The organism is Ancalomicrobiaceae bacterium S20, assembly GCA_040269895.1.
Classification (GTDB): Bacteria; Pseudomonadota; Alphaproteobacteria; order Rhizobiales; family Ancalomicrobiaceae; genus Methyloraptor; species Methyloraptor flagellatus.
In genome coordinates this window covers 15,319-31,133 of the sequence record CP158568.1, presented here as the reverse complement: position 1 = coordinate 31,133, position 15,815 = coordinate 15,319, and the positions used below count along the sequence as shown (strand labels likewise).

14 protein-coding genes and 2 pseudogenes are annotated in these 15,815 nt (G+C 68.7%); 15 read left to right on the top strand and 1 reads right to left on the bottom strand.

The genetic code is table 11. The annotated features are described in order from the left end of the window. The first annotated feature begins 57 nt into the window (after positions 1-57). Positions 58-758, top strand: a pseudogene (locus ABS361_00160) (ABC transporter ATP-binding protein). Between the two features lie 19 nt (positions 759-777). On the opposite strand, the gene ABS361_00155 reads toward ABS361_00160, so the two are convergent. After that, positions 778-1,719, bottom strand: a complete 942-nt coding sequence (locus tag ABS361_00155; protein ID XBY44763.1) for a LysR family transcriptional regulator — start codon at positions 1,717-1,719, stop codon at positions 778-780. 216 nt (positions 1,720-1,935) lie between these two features. Between ABS361_00155 and ABS361_00150 the strand changes: the two genes are divergently transcribed. From ABS361_00150 to ABS361_00085, 14 genes and pseudogenes are all read left to right on the top strand, one after another. Further along, positions 1,936-3,027, top strand: coding sequence for an ABC transporter ATP-binding protein (locus ABS361_00150; protein XBY44762.1), 1,092 nt, complete (start codon positions 1,936-1,938; stop codon positions 3,025-3,027). A 95-nt stretch (positions 3,028-3,122) separates the two neighbouring features. Continuing rightward, positions 3,123-3,845 (top strand): HAD-IA family hydrolase, encoded by a 723-nt coding sequence (locus ABS361_00145; protein ID XBY44761.1) that lies wholly within the window; start codon positions 3,123-3,125, stop codon positions 3,843-3,845. Between the two features lie 17 nt (positions 3,846-3,862). After that, a complete protein-coding gene (locus ABS361_00140; GenBank protein XBY44760.1) occupies positions 3,863-5,212 on the top strand; it encodes an FAD-binding oxidoreductase in 1,350 nt (449 codons plus the stop codon). 78 nt (positions 5,213-5,290) lie between these two features. Further along, complete coding sequence (locus ABS361_00135) at positions 5,291-6,343, top strand: ABC transporter substrate-binding protein (GenBank protein XBY44759.1); 1,053 nt, start codon at positions 5,291-5,293, stop codon at positions 6,341-6,343. A 166-nt stretch (positions 6,344-6,509) separates the two neighbouring features. Next, positions 6,510-7,382, top strand: coding sequence for an ABC transporter permease (locus ABS361_00130; GenBank protein XBY44758.1), 873 nt, complete (start codon positions 6,510-6,512; stop codon positions 7,380-7,382). A gap of 2 nt (positions 7,383-7,384) precedes the next feature. Continuing rightward, positions 7,385-8,176 carry an ABC transporter permease gene (locus ABS361_00125; protein ID XBY44757.1) on the top strand — a complete coding sequence of 264 codons (792 nt, stop codon included), beginning with the start codon at positions 7,385-7,387 and terminating at the stop codon, positions 8,174-8,176. Continuing rightward, positions 8,173-9,198: a GMC family oxidoreductase N-terminal domain-containing protein gene (locus ABS361_00120; GenBank protein XBY44756.1), complete on the top strand. Its 1,026-nt coding sequence runs from the start codon at positions 8,173-8,175 to the stop codon at positions 9,196-9,198. The genes ABS361_00125 and ABS361_00120 overlap by 4 nt, the downstream gene beginning before the upstream one ends. Position 9,199: 1 nt before the next feature. Next, a complete protein-coding gene (locus tag ABS361_00115; GenBank protein ID XBY46996.1) occupies positions 9,200-9,877 on the top strand; it encodes a GMC family oxidoreductase in 678 nt (225 codons plus the stop codon). Between the two features lie 129 nt (positions 9,878-10,006). After that, the gene (locus ABS361_00110) at positions 10,007-10,498 is read left to right on the top strand and encodes a molybdopterin-dependent oxidoreductase (GenBank protein ID XBY44755.1); all 492 of its coding nucleotides are present in this window, start codon (positions 10,007-10,009) and stop codon (positions 10,496-10,498) included. Continuing rightward, positions 10,422-12,398: pseudogene (locus tag ABS361_00105) on the top strand (EAL domain-containing protein). The gene ABS361_00110 and the pseudogene ABS361_00105 overlap by 77 nt, the downstream one beginning before the upstream one ends. A gap of 423 nt (positions 12,399-12,821) precedes the next feature. Further along, positions 12,822-13,439 carry a cytochrome c oxidase subunit 3 family protein gene (locus ABS361_00100; GenBank protein XBY46995.1) on the top strand — a complete coding sequence of 206 codons (618 nt, stop codon included), beginning with the start codon at positions 12,822-12,824 and terminating at the stop codon, positions 13,437-13,439. A gap of 1 nt (position 13,440) precedes the next feature. Beyond that, positions 13,441-13,746, top strand: coding sequence for a hypothetical protein (locus ABS361_00095; protein XBY44754.1), 306 nt, complete (start codon positions 13,441-13,443; stop codon positions 13,744-13,746). A gap of 145 nt (positions 13,747-13,891) precedes the next feature. Then, positions 13,892-14,344, top strand: a complete 453-nt coding sequence (locus tag ABS361_00090; GenBank protein XBY44753.1) for a cytochrome c — start codon at positions 13,892-13,894, stop codon at positions 14,342-14,344. A 104-nt stretch (positions 14,345-14,448) separates the two neighbouring features. Then, positions 14,449-15,792 carry a cbb3-type cytochrome c oxidase subunit I gene (locus tag ABS361_00085; GenBank protein XBY46994.1) on the top strand — a complete coding sequence of 448 codons (1,344 nt, stop codon included), beginning with the start codon at positions 14,449-14,451 and terminating at the stop codon, positions 15,790-15,792. Positions 15,793-15,815: the final 23 nt, after the last annotated feature.

Below are 15,815 nucleotides of genomic sequence, written 5' to 3'. Positions count from 1 at the left end.
GCGCCGTCCCCGGCCACGATCGCGCCGGACGCGCCAGCCGCGGCGACCGCCGCCCCGATCCTCGAAGTCGCCAACCTGAACGCCTCTTATGGGCGTGCCCGGATCCTCGACGACGTCAGCTTCACGGTAGCGGCCGGAGAAGTCACCGCCCTGCTCGGCCGTAACGGCGCCGGCAAGTCGACCACGCTCAAGGCGATCATGGGCCTCGTCGCCGACAGGCGGGCACGGTCCGCTTCCGGGGAGCGGACATCGCCCGCGCCGAACCGCATCGGATCGCTGCGGCCGGCCTCGGCTACGTGCCGGAGGACCGGCGCATCTTCGCCGGCCTGACGGTCGAGGAAAATCTCGAGGTCGGTCGCCGGCCGCCCCGCGACGGCGCGCCGATCTGGACGCCGGAGCGCCTCTTCGCGCTGTTCCCGAACCTCGCCGAGATGCCCAAGCGCCCCGGCGGTCGCATGAGCGGCGGCGAACAGCAGATGCTGACCATCGCACGCACGCTGATGGGCAATCCGCTGCTGCTCATGCTCGACGAACCCTCGGAAGGCATCGCGCCGCGCATCGTCGAAGACATGGCCCGCGCCATCCTCGACCTGAAGCGCGCCGGCGTCAGCCTGCTGATCTCGGAGCAGAACCTGCCTTTCGCCCGATCGATCGCCGACCGCGCCGTGATCCTCGAACGCGGCAAAGTGCGCTTCGCCGGCAGCTTCGCCGAACTGGACGCGCGACCCGACATCCGCGACGCCCATCTGGCGGTCTAAGCGACCACCGACCGCCGCGTCAGAGCCGCTCGGCGAGCCCGAGATCGGGATAGAGCCGATCGATCTCGGTCAGATCCTCGCGCAGCCGGCCGATGATCCAGTCGCGCACCGCACGCACGATCGGCCGGTCGCGCCGTTCGCGCGTCCTGAGGAACTGGCAATGCCGGCCCGTGACCATGATCCGGTTGCCGACCGGCACCAGCGCGCCGGTCCGCAGCCAGTGCGCCGCGACGTTGAGCCAGCCGAGCGCGACGCCCTGGCCGAGCAGCGCGGCCTGCACCACCACCGCGTAGTCCGAGAAGATCAGCGAACTCGGGCTCGCCGCTCCCGCGCCGGGGAAGAACAGATCCGACCAGTCCGGCTGCGCCTCGCTGAGATTGATCACGGTCGCGGCCTTGCCGCGCGCATCCGAGATCGAACCGCCGTCGCTGTAGCCGGGGCTGCAGATCGGCAGCAGCAGCTCGGGCATGATGTAGGTCGCCTCGTGCCGATCGTCGGCGGCATCGACGAAGCGCATGCCGAGGTCGACGTCGTTGACCGGCCCGCCGAGCGCCTTGGTGATCAGCTGGAAGCGGAGTTCGACGCCCGGAAACGCCTGTTTGAAGGCGGCGAGGTTCGGCATGATCCAATGGGTGGTGAAGCCGGTCGAGACCGACAGCGTCACGGTCTCGAGCCCCGTGCGGCGGTCCTCGATCTCGCGCAGCGCCGTCTCGATGCCGGAGAAGCTGCGCGACAGCGCGTCGTAGAGGATGCGCCCCTCCTCGGTCAGGACGATGCCGCCGGGCAGCCGCTCGAACAGCGGCGCGCCGACATGCTCCTCGAGCCGGGCGATCATCCGGCTGACCGCCGCGGGCGTTACATTGAGTTCGGTCGCCGCGCGCCCGAAGGTGCCGCAGCGCGCGGCGGCCTCGAAGGTGAAGAGGCCGTTCAGGGACGGCAAGGCGAGACGCAGGCTTCGCATTTACATAGTGTAATGTCGCGGCGAGTTTTTTTCAATTGCATGACGCGGTCGCCGTTGGTCTTCTAGGCGTCATCAGCCGGCCACGAGGCCGCGAAATCGCCAGAAACATCAAGTCGTCGGTTCGTTTCATCGCGCCCCGTGTCGAACGGGCGCCTGCCGCGTCGCGTGCTGCGATGCGGCATCGATGTAATGCGCCGCGGCAAACCCGGACCCGTCATGACCGCAGGCCCGCATTCGGCAAGCTTTGGCGTCTCGATCCGCTCGGCCACCAAGCGTTACGGCGAGTTCCGGGCGCTCGACGACGTCTCGCTCGACGTCGCGCCGGGCGAGTTCGTCTCGATCCTCGGTCCGTCGGGCTCGGGCAAGACGACCTTCCTCGGCATTCTCGGCGGCTTCGTGCAGCCGACCTCGGGCGCGATCTTCATCGGCGACCGCGACGTGACCTGGATGCCGCCGCACAAGCGCGACATCGGCATCGTGTTCCAGAACTACGCGCTGTTCCCGCACATGAGCGTCGCCGAGAACGTCACGTTCCCGCTGCGCGCCCGCCGCATGCCGAAGAGCGAATGGCCGGCGCGGCTGGCGTCCGCGCTCGACATGGTCGAGCTCGGCGGTTACGGCGACCGGCGCATCGACGAGCTCTCCGGCGGCCAGCGCCAGCGCGTGGCGCTCGCCCGCGCCATGATCTTCGAGCCACGGCTGATCCTGATGGACGAGCCGCTCTCCGCGCTCGACAAGCAGCTGCGCGAGACGATGCAGATCGAGCTGAAGCACCTGCATCGCAAGCTCGCCGCCACCATCATCTACGTGACGCACGACCAGCGCGAGGCGCTGACCATGAGCGACCGCGTCGCGATCATGCGCAAGGGCCGCATCGTCCAGATCGACACGCCCGAGCGCCTGCACGATGCGCCGGTCGATTCCTTCGTCGCCGGCTTCATCGGCGAGGCCGCGCTGATCCCGGTCCGCCGGCTCGACGGTCACACGGTCATGCTCGGGCCGAACCGGCTGGTCGCCGCGCGGCCGGTGCCGGTCGCCGACGAACTGTTCCTCGCCGTCCATGCCGAGAAGCCGACCATCGTCGCCGATGGAGACGAGACGGCCGTCAACCGGCTCGCCGGCACGGTGATCGAGACCCTCTATCAGGGCGAGAGCGTGCGCGTCTTCGTCGAGATCGACGGCGGCGCGCGCCTGTCGCTGCGCGTGCCGAGCAACCGCCATGGACGATCGCTGATCAAGGCGCCCGGCCAGCGCATCGTGGTCGCCCTCGACCCCGACGACACGGTCGTGGTGCCGCGCGCGCCCTGACCGCCTCCATAACCAGAACCCGAAACGGGATCCCCTGTCCTCTCCTCCTCTCCCTCCCTTCTTCCCGAACCATCTCCTCCCAAGGACGACCTGAGATGAAACTGACCGATTTCAAAGTGATGACCTTCGACGTCGTCGGCACGCTGATCGACTTCGAAAAGGGCGTGCTCGATTCCATCCGCCGCCTCGGCGGCCCGAAGGCGGCGGCGGCGAGCGACGACGAGATCTTCGAGCCCTACAAGCGCGGCCGCGACAAGTTCTATGGCCGCTCCTCCTTCGCCATGAAGGACGTCTACCTGCACCTCGCCAAGGAATGCGGCTTCAAGGACGACGAGGCGACCGCGGATGCGTTCCAGCTCGCCGTGTTCCGCTGGCCGGCCTTCGCGGACTCCGTCGAGGCGCTCGCCCGCCTGCGCAAGAACTATCGGCTGGTCGCCATGACCAACACCGACCGCACCGTGCTCTCGGCCTATGCCGAGACGCTCGGCAACCCGTTCCACGATACGGTCACCTGCGACGAGACCGGCTGCGCCAAGCCCGACCCGCGCTTCTTCGCCTTCAACAAGGGTCGCCAGTCGGCGCATGGCTACAAGCAGTCGGAGATCCTGCACGTCGCCCAGAGCCAGTATCACGACATCGGCGTCGGCAAGGCCGAGGGTTACACCGTGTGCTGGATCGAGCGTCGCCAGGGCCTAAACGGCTTCGGCGGCACGCCGACCCCGAAGGTCGTGACCAAGCCGGACTATCACTTCTCGACCCTGAAACAGCTGGCCGACGCGGTCGACGCCGAACGCGCCGCGCTCGCCTCGGCCGCCTGATCGGGAGGACGTCACCGATGGCCGCCGCCTCGACCGACACAGCCCGCAACGCCGCCACCGCGCCGAACGCTTTCGCGACCGCGCGCCCCGTCGCCTCGCTCTGGGCCGCGACGGTGGCGGGGCGGCCCGCGTTCGCGCCGCTCCCCGGCGACCGGACCGCGGATGTGGTGGTGATCGGCGGCGGCTACACCGGCCTGTCGACCGCGCGCTATCTCGCCAAGGCCGGCCTCGTGCCCATCGTGCTCGAGGCCGGCCGGATCGGCGGTGGCGGCAGCGGCCGCAACGGCGGCGTCGTGTCGGGCAAGTTCCGCCTCGGCTTCCGCGACATCGCCAACGCCCACGGGATCGAGACCGCGCGCTACATGCACGACCTCGGCGTCGAGGCGATCGAGCATGTCGCGACGCTGATCGAGGCCTACGACATTCAGGGCGCGGACTACCGGCCGACCGGCTCGCTGCGCTGCGCCCACAACGAGGTATCCTTCGCCGCCCTGCGGACCGAGGCCGATTGGCTGCGCAACGCGCTCGGCGACGACGCGATCTCGGTGCTGTCGGCCGAGGAGGTCGCCGCCGAGATCGGCGCGAAGGGCTTCGTCGGTGGCATGCTGAATACACATGGCGGCGTCGTCCACCCGCTCGCCTTCGTGCTCGGCCTCGCGGCCGGACTCGTTCGCGACGGCGTCGCCGTGCACGAGGCGACGCCGGTGCTGCGGTTCCGGCGCGAGGACTCCGGCGTGCTGGTCGAAACGCCGTCCGGCACCGTCCGCGCCCGCCAGGTCGTCATCGCGACCGACGCCTATTCGGACCTCACCGGCGCGACCGCGAAGGTCCGCACCTCGGTCATCCCGTTCCGCTCGGCGATGATCGCGACCGCGCCGCTGACCGGCACGGCCGGTGAAAAGCTGCTGCCGACCGGCCGCAGCTACACCGAGACGCGCCGGATGATGCGCTGGTTCCGCAAGGCCGGCGACCGGCTGCTCTATGGCGGCCGCGGCGCCTTCGGCAAGGACGACTCGGACGCGGCCTTCGCCGCGCTCCAGACCGCGATGGTGCAGCAGTTCCCCGAACTGGCGGACGTGCCCGTTACGCATCGCTGGTCGGGGCTCGTCGCTATGACGCTCGACAGCCTGCCCCACCTCGGCCGGCTCGACGACCGCGTCGTCTACTGCATGGGCTTCAACGGTTCCGGCGTCGCGCTCGCCTCCGGCATCGGCCGGCACGTCGCCGACCTCGTCACCGGCGGCCGGCCGACGCTCGGCCTCGTCACCGACACGCCTCTCAAGGCCATCCCCTTCTACGGCCTGCGCGAACCCGCGGTTCGCGTGGTCGCCGGCTGGTACCAGTTCCTCGACGCCATCGGGCGCTGAGGCCTCATCCCCAAGCATCCGCATCGCATCCCGTCGAACCAGACCGCAAGGCGGCCTTCGGGCCGGAGGAGGATCGGAATGAAAGTCAGCCGTTCGCTGTCGATGATCGCCGCTTCGATCGTCGCCCTCGCCGCAGCCCTGCCGACCGTGGCGGGCGCGGCGGAACAGATCACCTTCGTCTCGCAGGGCGGCGCCTATCAGGAGGCCCAGACCAAGGCGATCCTGAACCCGGTCGCCGAACTGCTCGGCATCAAGGTCAACCAGGACAGCGCCCCGGACGCCTGGCCGGTGATCAAGACCCAGATCGCGACCGGCAAGCCGATCTGGGACGTGGTCGACACCCCGTCGCAGGACTGCATCCGCGGCGGCGAACAGGGCCTGATCGAGAAGCTCGACTTCGCGCAGATCCCGAATGCGGCGAGCATGCCCGACGCGTACAAGTCGCCCTATTCGGTGGCTTACGAGTTCTATTCGTCGGTGCTCGCCTTCAACAAGAAGAAGTTCGGCGACAACGGCCCGAAGAGCTGGGCCGATTTCTGGGACGTGAAAAAGTTCCCGGGCACGCGCGCGCTGCGCAACCATCCGCTCGCCACACTCGAGGCCGCGCTGCTCGCCGACGGCGTCGCGCCCGACAAGCTCTATCCGCTCGATGTCGACCGCGCCTTCAAGAAGCTCGAGGAGATCAAGCCGCATATCACGGTCTGGTGGACCTCCGGCGCGCAGTCGGCCCAGTTGCTCGCCGATGGCGAGGTCGACATGGAGATGGCCTGGAACGGTCGCGTCTCGGCGATCGCCAAGGAGGGCGCGCCGGTCGGCCACACCTTCAACCAGGGCTTCCTGCAATACACCTCGCTCTGCATCCTGAAGGGTGCGCCGAACCTGCCGACCGCGGTGAAGTTCGTGAACGCCGCGATCAAGCCCGAGATCCAGGCCAACTTCCCGGCCTATATCGACTACGGCCCCGGCAACCCGGCCGCCTACGCGACCGGCAAGATCTCGCCCGAGCGTGCGGCGCAGATGCCGAGTTCGCCGGAGAACGCCGCCAAGCAGGTGCTGATCTCCGGCGCCTGGTGGAGCTCGCCGGCAGGCGAGGCGGCGCTGAAGCGCTGGGCCTCGTTCATCCAGAAGTGACAACCGCCGAACGCCGGCCGGCCGCACACCCCGCGGCCGGCCGGCCTGAACCGATCCCGGGCTCTCCCCGAGGCTCCGGCCGCCTTCGTGCTCAGGCACGGGACGGCCGGAGCAGCCCGGCTCTTGCAGGACCGCCCCTCGGTCCGAACCCGCTCCGGAACGCGCGATGAATGCTCCGACCAGAGATCCCGCCCTCGCCTATCGGCGCCGCGAACAGCGCCTCGTCGCGCTCCTGCTCGCGCCGGCGGTCGCGGTGATCGGCCTGTTGCTGATCGTGCCGCTGCTGTGGCTCGCGTGGCAGTCGATCCGGCAGGACGGCGGCTTCACGCTCGCCCACTACACCCGCTTCCTGACCGACGACGTCTATTGGCGGACGTTCCTGCAGACGTTCCGCATCGCCTTCGTCGTCACGGTCGCGACCGTGCTGCTCGGCTATCCGGTCGCCTATGTCGCCGCGCATGCCTCCCCTGGCCGGCGCATTCTGATCCTGGCCATGGTGGTCCTGCCGTTCTGGACCAGCGTGCTGGTGCGCGCCTACGCCTGGTTGATCCTGCTGCAACGGCGCGGGCTGGTGAATTCGCTGCTGACCGACCTGCATGTGATCGACGCGCCGATCGTGATGATCAACAACGAGTTCGGGACCGTCATGGCGACGATCCACATCCTGCTGCCCTTCATGGTACTGCCGGTCTACGCGACCATGCAGAAGATCCCTGCCGATCTGGTCATGGCCGGCGCGAGCCTCGGCGGCTCGCCGGCCCATGTGTTCCGGCGCGTCTACCTGCCCCTGTCGATGCCCGGCGTCGTCGCCGGCATGGTGCTCGTCTTCGTGCTGACGCTCGGCTTCTACATCACGCCGGAACTGCTCGGCGGCGGGCGGACCTACATGGTCTCGATGCTGGTGTCGCGCAACATCGAGCTCTACAACGAATGGGGCGCCGCCTCCTCGATCAGCGTCGTGCTGCTCGCCTGCGTCTATCTGGCCTTCCGGCTGGCGAACCGCGTGATCCCGTTCGAACGCATCATGGGAGCGCGCTGACCATGTCGCTGTCCAAGGCCGCGCTCTACGCGCTCGTGACGCTGATCCTGATCTGGCTGATCCTGCCGGTGCTGATCGTCGTGCCGATGTCCTTCTCCGGCGCGCGGTTTCTCGCCTTTCCGCCGCCGTCCTGGTCGCTGCGTTGGTACGAGGCCTATCTCGGCGACCCGGCCTGGATGCAGGCGACCCGCGTCAGCCTGACGGTCGCCGTCGTGAGCGCCGTGCTCGCGACAGCGATGGGCACCGCGGCGGCCTACGCGCTGAACCTTGCCCAGTCCGGCCTGATGCGGTTCCTGAAGATCGTGCTGCTCCTGCCGCTGGTGGTGCCGATCGTGATCACGGCCGTCGGCGTCTTCCTGGTCTATGCTCAGGTCGGCCTGCTCGCCTCGATGACCGGGCTGATCCTCGCCAATGTCATGCTCGGCCTGCCTTATGTCGTGACCTCGGTGCTGGTCGGGCTGGAGAAGTTCGATCCCGTGCAGGAGATGGTCTCGCGCAGCCTCGGCATGAACCGCTGGCGCACCTTCTTCATCGTGACGCTGCCGCAGATCCGCGCCAGCGTCGTCTCCGGCCTGCTGTTCGCCTTCATCTCCGCGCTGGACGAGACCGTCGTCGCGCTGTTCATCTCCGGCGGCCAGAACCAGACGCTGACCAAACGCATGTTCACCGCGCTGCGCGACGAGATCGACCCGACCATCGCCTCGATCAGTACGCTCCTGACCGCCGTGTCGTTCATGACCGTGCTGCTCGTCGCGGTCAGCGCGCGCGGCGACCGCTCGCGGAGAACCGCATGAAGACCGATGTCCTGATCCTCGGCGGCGGCTCGGCCGGCTGCGTGCTCGCCGCGCGGCTGTCGGAAGACCCGCGCCGAGAGGTCGTGCTGGTCGAGGCCGGCCGCGACATTTCTCGCGACGACATCCCGGCCGACATCCGCGCGCGCTATCCCGGCCGTGCCTATCTCGACACCTCGAACATCTGGGCGACGCTCGCCGCGCTGATGGGCCGGACCCGCGACGGCCGCCGCGCATCGCGCCGCTACGAACAGGCGCGCCTCCTCGGCGGCGGTTCCTCGATCAACGCGCTGATGGCGAACCGCGGCGCGCCGAGCGACTACGCCGAATGGGAGGCGCTCGGCGCCGAGGGATGGGGCTGGGACGCCTGCCTCGACGTCTTCCGCCGCATCGAGGCCGATCGCGACCTCGACGGCCCCTATCACGGCAAGGACGGCCCCATCGTGGTCCGCCGCGTCGGCGACGCAGGACTGTCGCCCTTCGTCGACCGGGTGATGAAGACGCTCGACGCGCGCGGCCACCCGATCCGCGCCGACCAGAACGGCCCCTGGCAGGATGGCACGTTCCGCGGCGTGGTCGCGGTCGACGACGCTGGCGAACGCCAGCCGACCGCCCTCGTCTACCTGACGCCCGACGTCCGCCGCCGGCCGAACCTGCGCATCCTGACCGGCCACCAGGCGAACCGGATCCTGTTCGACGGCACGCGCGCGATCGGCGCCGAGGTCGCCGGTCCGGATGGCACGCCGAAGGCGATTGCGGCCGCGGAAGTGATCCTCGCCGCCGGCGCGATCCATTCGCCTGCGCTGCTCCTGCGCTCCGGCGTCGGCCCGGCCGGCGATCTCGCCAAGCTCAGGGATCCCGGTCGTCCGCGACCTTCCCGCCGTCGGCCGCAACCTGATGGAACACCCCTCCATCGCGGTCGCGACCGTCCTGCCGCCGAGCGCGCGCGTCCGCGATCCGGGCGAACACCACGAACAGGCGATCTGGCGCTATTCCTCCGGCCTCGCCGGCACACCGCAAGGTGACATGCACGGCGCGATCCTGTCGCGCTCGGGCTGGCACTCGGTCGGGCTCAGGACCGGTTCGATCTTCTTCTGGGTCAACAAATCCTACTCGCGCGGGCAGCTCGCGCTCGCCTCCGCCGACCCGCGCGTCGAGCCGGCGGTCGACTTCCGCATGCTCGACGATCCCCGCGACCTAGAACGGCTGAAGGGCGCGCTGCGCATGGGCGCGGCCGTACTGCAGGACACGTTGATGGACGGCTTCCGCGACGTGGTGTTCCCGGCGAGCTACACGCCGCGCGTCGCGAAAATCGCGGTGCCGGGCCGATGGAACGCGCTGCAGCGCGGCGCGCTCTCGGCCCTGCTCGATGCCGCCGGACCGCTCCGGCGCGCGCTCGTCCATGGCGTCGTCACGCTCGGCACGACGATCGACGGCCTGCTCGCCGACGACGATCGCCTGACCGATTTCGTCCGCGCCAATGTCGGCTGCACCTGGCACCCGTCCGGCACCTGCCGGATGGGCCGGGCGGACGATCCGGCCGCCGTGACCGATCCGGCAGGCCGCGTGCATGGGGTTTCGGGCCTGCGCGTCGCCGACGCCTCGATCATGCCGTCGATCCCCTGCGCCAACACCAACATGCCGACGATCATGATCGCCGAACGCATCGCCGCCTTCGTCGCCGAGACCGAACAAGGCACCTGATCTGCGGCCGCGGGCCGACATGAACCGCACGCGATCGAAATCGCGCCCCATGTAAAATTTGAATGAAATCCGTAGCCGTTCCGCAGCATGCCGTAGTGTTAGGTGCTCCGCGATAGGAGATACCGATCCATGCGCGGACTGTTCGCCACCATTCTGGTCCTGCTGTCGCTCGCCGCCCTGGCGCCGAGCGCATCGGCGCAGTCCGCGGGGACCGACGCCAAGGTCATCCTGACCGTCGACGGCGCGGTCGGCGCCAAGGCCGAATTCACGCGCGAGACCCTCGAGGCGCTCGGGCTGGCGACGATCAAGACATCGACGCCCTGGCACGACGGCGTGCAGACATTCGAGGGCGTGCCGCTCGCCAAGCTGATGGAGAAGGTCCAGGCCACGGGCGACAGGGCCGATGTCGTCGCGCTGAACCGCTACACGATGGAACTGCCGCTCGCCGACTTCGCGCGCTATGACGTGATCCTGGCGACCCGCCGCAACGGCCACCCCATGGACATCAAGGACAAGGGTCCGCTGTTCGTCATCTACCCGTTCGATGCCCGCCCAGACCTCAAGACCGAGGTCTATTACAGCCGTTCGGTCTGGCAGGTCCGGACCATCACGCTCCGCTGATCGGACGAGACCTATGACGTCGATCGGGCGCAGATGGCCACTGAGGTTGTCGAGACTGGACCTGGTGCAGGGCGTGCTCCTGGTGCTGGTGTTCGTCTTCGCGCTGTCCACCATGCTGGTGCCGTCGCTGCTGTCGCGCAGCCACGAGGCGGTCGAGCAGACCCGCCGCCATGACATCGCCTGGACCGGCAACCACGCCGTCGAGGAACTGCAGCGCCTCGAGATCGCGCTGCTCGCCTTCGCCGCCGGCCGTGCCGACGCCGACCGCGACGAGGCGCTGGTCGCCGAGCAGGTGCTGGCGGCCCGGTTCGAAACCTGGAGCCATGGCTCGTTCGGCGCCTTCGTGGCCGCCGTGCCGGAACGCCACCTGATCGTCAGTGACCTGCGGCGAGCCATGCCGCGGCTCGAGGCGATCCTGGCGCATCTCGGCGAACCGGGGGCTGCCGAAAGGGCCCTCGTCCTGCTCGACTCGCTCCGCGTGCCGGTCGAGAAGATCGCCGCGCAGGCCTTCATCTTTTCCAACCAGGCGATCGAGCGCAATCGCGACATTCTCTCAGATATCCAGACGACCCAGAACGCCATGCTGATCGGTCTTCTGGTCTGCGGTCTCGTGCTGATCGCGCTGTTCGCGTTCCAGAACAGGCTGCTGCACCGCGCCTACGCCGGTCAACGGCAGGTCGCCGAGCATCAGGCCTATCTCGCCAACCACGACGCACTGACCGGCCTCGCCAATCGCGAGACGTTCCGGCGGCATCTGAGCGGCACCCTCGGCCACCGCGTCGCCGTGCTCGCGATCGATCTCGACGGCTTCAAGCCGATCAACGATACGCTCGGCCACATGACCGGCGACGCGGTGCTCGCCTCGGTCGCCCGCCGTCTGGAAGCCATCATTGCCTTCCACCCGGAGAACCGCGCCTCGCGTTTCGGCGGCGACGAGTTCTTCGTGCTGCTGAACGACGTCGACGAGGTGGCGGCCGAGCGCATGGCCGGGCTCATCCTGCGCGAGCTCGGCCGGCCGCATGAGATCGGCGGGCAGCTCCTCAACGTCAATGCCACGATCGGGCTGTCGCTCTCCGGCTCTGAGACCGATCCGCGCGACCATCTGGTGCGCAATGCCGACCTCGCGCTCAATCGCGCGAAGCTCTCGGGCAAGAACACGATCGTGGTCTACCATCCGAGCATGACCGACGAGATCGACGGCCGCCGCCGGGTCGAGGCCGAACTCGTCGGCGCGTTGAAGCGCAGCGAGTTCGAGCCCTACTACCAGGTCCAGGTCGACATGGCCTCGGGCCGGATCCGCGGCGTGGAGGCGCTCGCGCGCTGGGTCCACCCGGAGCGTGGCGTGCTGTCGCCGAATGCGTTCATCGCCATCGCCGAGAGCTCGGGCCAGATCGTCGACATCGGCCACATGATCCTGGAGAAGGCCTGCCGCGACGCGGTCGGCTTCCCCGAGCCGATCAGCGTCTCGGTCAATCTGTCGACCGTGCAGTTGATCCGCTCGGACCTGCCGTCGGTGGTCGCCGACTGCCTCGCGCGGACCGGTCTGCCGGCCAGCCGGCTGACGCTGGAGATCACCGAGACGGTCATGATGCGCGACGAGGCGCGCTGTCGCGAGATGATCCGGCGGCTCCGCGACATGGGCGTCGCGATCGCACTCGACGACTTCGGCACCGGTTACTCGTCGCTCGCCTATCTCGACGGCTTCGGCTTCGACGAACTGAAGATCGACCGGTCCTTCGTCGCCGACATCGCGCGCCGGTCCCGCTGCATGGCGATCATCCAGACCATCGTCGCGCTCGGCCGCCAGCTCGGCCTCAGCGTGGTGGCCGAGGGCATCGAGACGATGGAGCAGGCGACCCTGCTGATGGCGGCCGGCTGCAGCACCGGCCAGGGCTATCTCTACGGCCGCCCGGTCTCGGCGACCGATCTCGCCGCCTGGTTCGGCCCGGAGGCCGAGCAGCGCCGCAAGATCTCGCAGGCGCCGCTCTCCGGCCCCCGGCTCGTCGCCCCAGGCCGACCCCCACCCCCGAAGCGGCCTCCGCGCTCGGCGAGACGGCCTGAACCGGGTCGATCCTTCGTTTCACTGCGTCAGGAACAACGTCGCCGCGATCGCCACCGAGGCGACCACCGCCGTCATGGCGCTGCCGGTGCGCAGCACGCCGGCGCGCTGGAGCAGCAGTGCGAAGATCACGATGATCGGCGTGGTGAGCACCAGGCCGAATTGGGCGTCCGTCATGGGGCGTTCCTCCACACGTATCGATCGGGTGCTCCAGATCTAGCGCGCGCCGCCGCCCCGCTCTTTGCGCGCCGACAACGTCCCCGCATGCCGGAACGCCTATTCGAAGCGCGACGGACGACAAGGCGGCGGCAAATGAGCATCGAGACCGATCGAACCGACGACTGGCCGCTGTTCGACGGCCTGCCCGGGCACCCGATGATGTGGGTGCTGATTCTCAGCGAATTCGCTGTCTTCGGCATCATGCTGGTGGTCGCCTCGGTGACCCGCCTGCTCCACGTCGAGGCCTTCGCCGCCGGACAGGCGGCGCTCGATCCAAAGCTCGGCGCGCTCAACACGCTCGTGCTCGTCACCGGCGGCTGGCTCGCGGCGCGGGCGACCGCCGCCGCGAGCGAGCATGCGGCGGGCAGAGCGCGGCTGAACCTCCTCGGCGCGGTCATGACCGGGCTCGTCTTCGTCGCGGTGAAGGCATGCGAGTATGCCGCCGAGATCGAAGCCGGCATCGGGCTCGAGACGAGCCCGTTCTTCACGCTCTATTTCCTGCTGACCGGCTTCCACGCCCTGCATGTCGTGCTCGGCGCGATCATCCTGGCGGTCGTCGCTCGCTCCGCGGAGGCCGAGGCAGTCGAGACCGGCGCGGCCTTCTGGCACATGGTCGATCTCGTCTGGATCGTCATGTTCCCGGTCCTCTATCTGGTGCACTGACATGACGCGCGCGCCCCTCCCGCTCGGCCGCGCCTGGGTGGCCCTCGCCCTCCTGACACTCGCCGGCGTCGCCGTGGTGAGCCTCGACCGCGCGGGGCTCGTCCGGCATGCGCTCGTCACCGATGGCCTGATCGCCGGCTTCGCCTTCACGAAGGCGCGGATCGTCTGCCGCGACTACCTCGGCCTCGGTTCCGACGCCCATGGATCGGCCGCGCGCCGCTGGCGCCTCGGCATCGCGAGCGGCGTCGCGCTCGTCCTCGGCGCGGCCCTGGCCGCGGCCGCACTCGCCGGCGGCGCGCGGCCGTAACGACATCCGCAAACCATCGAAGCGCCGCAGCCGCCACTCCGTCCGCGAGCTTGCGTCCCGACAAAGAAGCCCGCGCCCCGCTCTCTATCGTGCCGACCGAACGTGGCTCCGCGCCTCGTCCCGTCTTCCCGTGCCGGAGAGCACCATGACCGAACGCCTCACCACCTCGGCGGCCAGAAACGTCTTCTACGGCGGCTCCGCCTTCTTCTTCGCGATCTTCGTCGGCCTGACGGCCCATAGCCACTGGTACATGGTGACGACCTCGACCGACAAGGCGACGCTGTCGGCCAGCGTCGCCCGCGGCAAGCACGTGTGGGAGAAGAACGCCTGCATCAACTGCCACACGCTGCTCGGCGAGGGCGCCTATTTCGCCCCCGAACTCGGCAACGTCTGGGTGCGCTGGGGCGGCGACAAGGACCGCGACGGCGCGCGCGAGATGCTGAAGGCCTGGATGGCCTCGCAGCCCTCCGGCGTCGAGGGCCGGCGGCAGATGCCGCAGTTCCACCTCACCGACCAGGAGGTCGGCGACCTCGCCGACTTCCTGGAATGGGCGAGCCGGATCAAGACCCAGAACTGGCCGCCGAACACCGCCGGCTGAGGCCCGCGCGAACCCGTTCCCGCGAGCCCGCCCGCGCCGACGACCGGCCGACCGGGCCTCGCCTCCGCTCACTCGAGCCGATGGATCCCGCCATGCAAACCGGCATCAGATATCAGACCCAGAAGGTCGCGCTGCTATACTTCTACGGCGCGCTCGGCCTGTTCCTGGCCCAGGTCGCCTTCGGCCTCCTGGCCGGGACGATCTACGTCCTGCCCAACACGCTCTCCGAGCTGCTGCCCTTCAACCTCGTCCGCATGATCCACACCAACGCGCTGATCGTGTGGCTGCTGATGGGCTTCATGGGCTCTACCTACTATCTCCTGCCCGAGGAGACCGAGACGGAGCTGTTCAGCCCGCTGATCGCCAAGATCCAGTTCTGGCTGTTCTTCGTCGCCGCCGGCATCGCCGTCGTCGGCTACATGTTCCGCTTCCATGAGGGCCGCGAATTCCTCGAACAGCCGTTCCCGATCAAGGTCGGCATCGTGATCGTCGCGCTGATGTTCCTGTTCAACGTCACCATGACGGCGTTGAAGGGACGCAAGACCACGATCGTCAACATCCTCCTGTTCGGGCTCTGGGGCATCGCAATCTTCTTCCTGTTCGCCTTCTACAATCCGGCGAACCTCGCGCTCGACAAGATGTACTGGTGGTACGTCGTCCATCTGTGGGTCGAGGGCGTCTGGGAACTGGTGATGGCCTCGATCCTCGCCTTCCTGATGATCAAGCTGAACGGCATCGATCGCGAAGTGGTCGAGAAGTGGCTCTACCTGATCATCGGTCTGGCGCTGTTCTCCGGCATCCTCGGCACCGGCCATCACTACTACTGGATCGGCGCGCCCGGTTACTGGCAGTGGATCGGCTCGCTGTTCTCGACGCTCGAGGTCGCGCCCTTCTTCACCATGGTCCTGTTCACCGTGAAGATGACTCGCAACGCCGGCCGCAACCATCCGAACCGCGCCGCCGTGCTCTGGTCGGTCGGCTGCTCGGTCATGGCCTTCCTCGGCGCCGGCATCTGGGGCTTCCTGCACACGCTGTCGAGCGTCAACTACTACACGCACGGCACCCAGGTGACCGCGGCCCACGGCCATCTCGCCTTCTTCGGCGCCTATGTGATGCTGAACCTCGCGATGATGACCTACGCGCTGCCGTCGCTGCTCGGCCGCTCCGGCCTGAACCAGGCTCTCAGCAAGGCGAGCTTCTGGATCATGTGCACGGCCATGATGGTCATGACCTTCGCGCTGACCATCGCCGGCTTCCTGCAGGTCTATCACCAGCGTGTGCTCGGCGAGGCCTACATGGACGTCCAGGACGGGCTCGCGCTCTACTACTGGATCCGGCTCGGCTCCGGCATCGCGGTCGTCGTCGCGGCGCTGATGTTCGCCTGGTCCGTGCTTGCCCCCGATCGCGGCCGTTCGGCCTCCGGCGCCGCCCTTCAGCCCGCCGAATGAGCCCGCGTGTCTCTCCCGGCCGG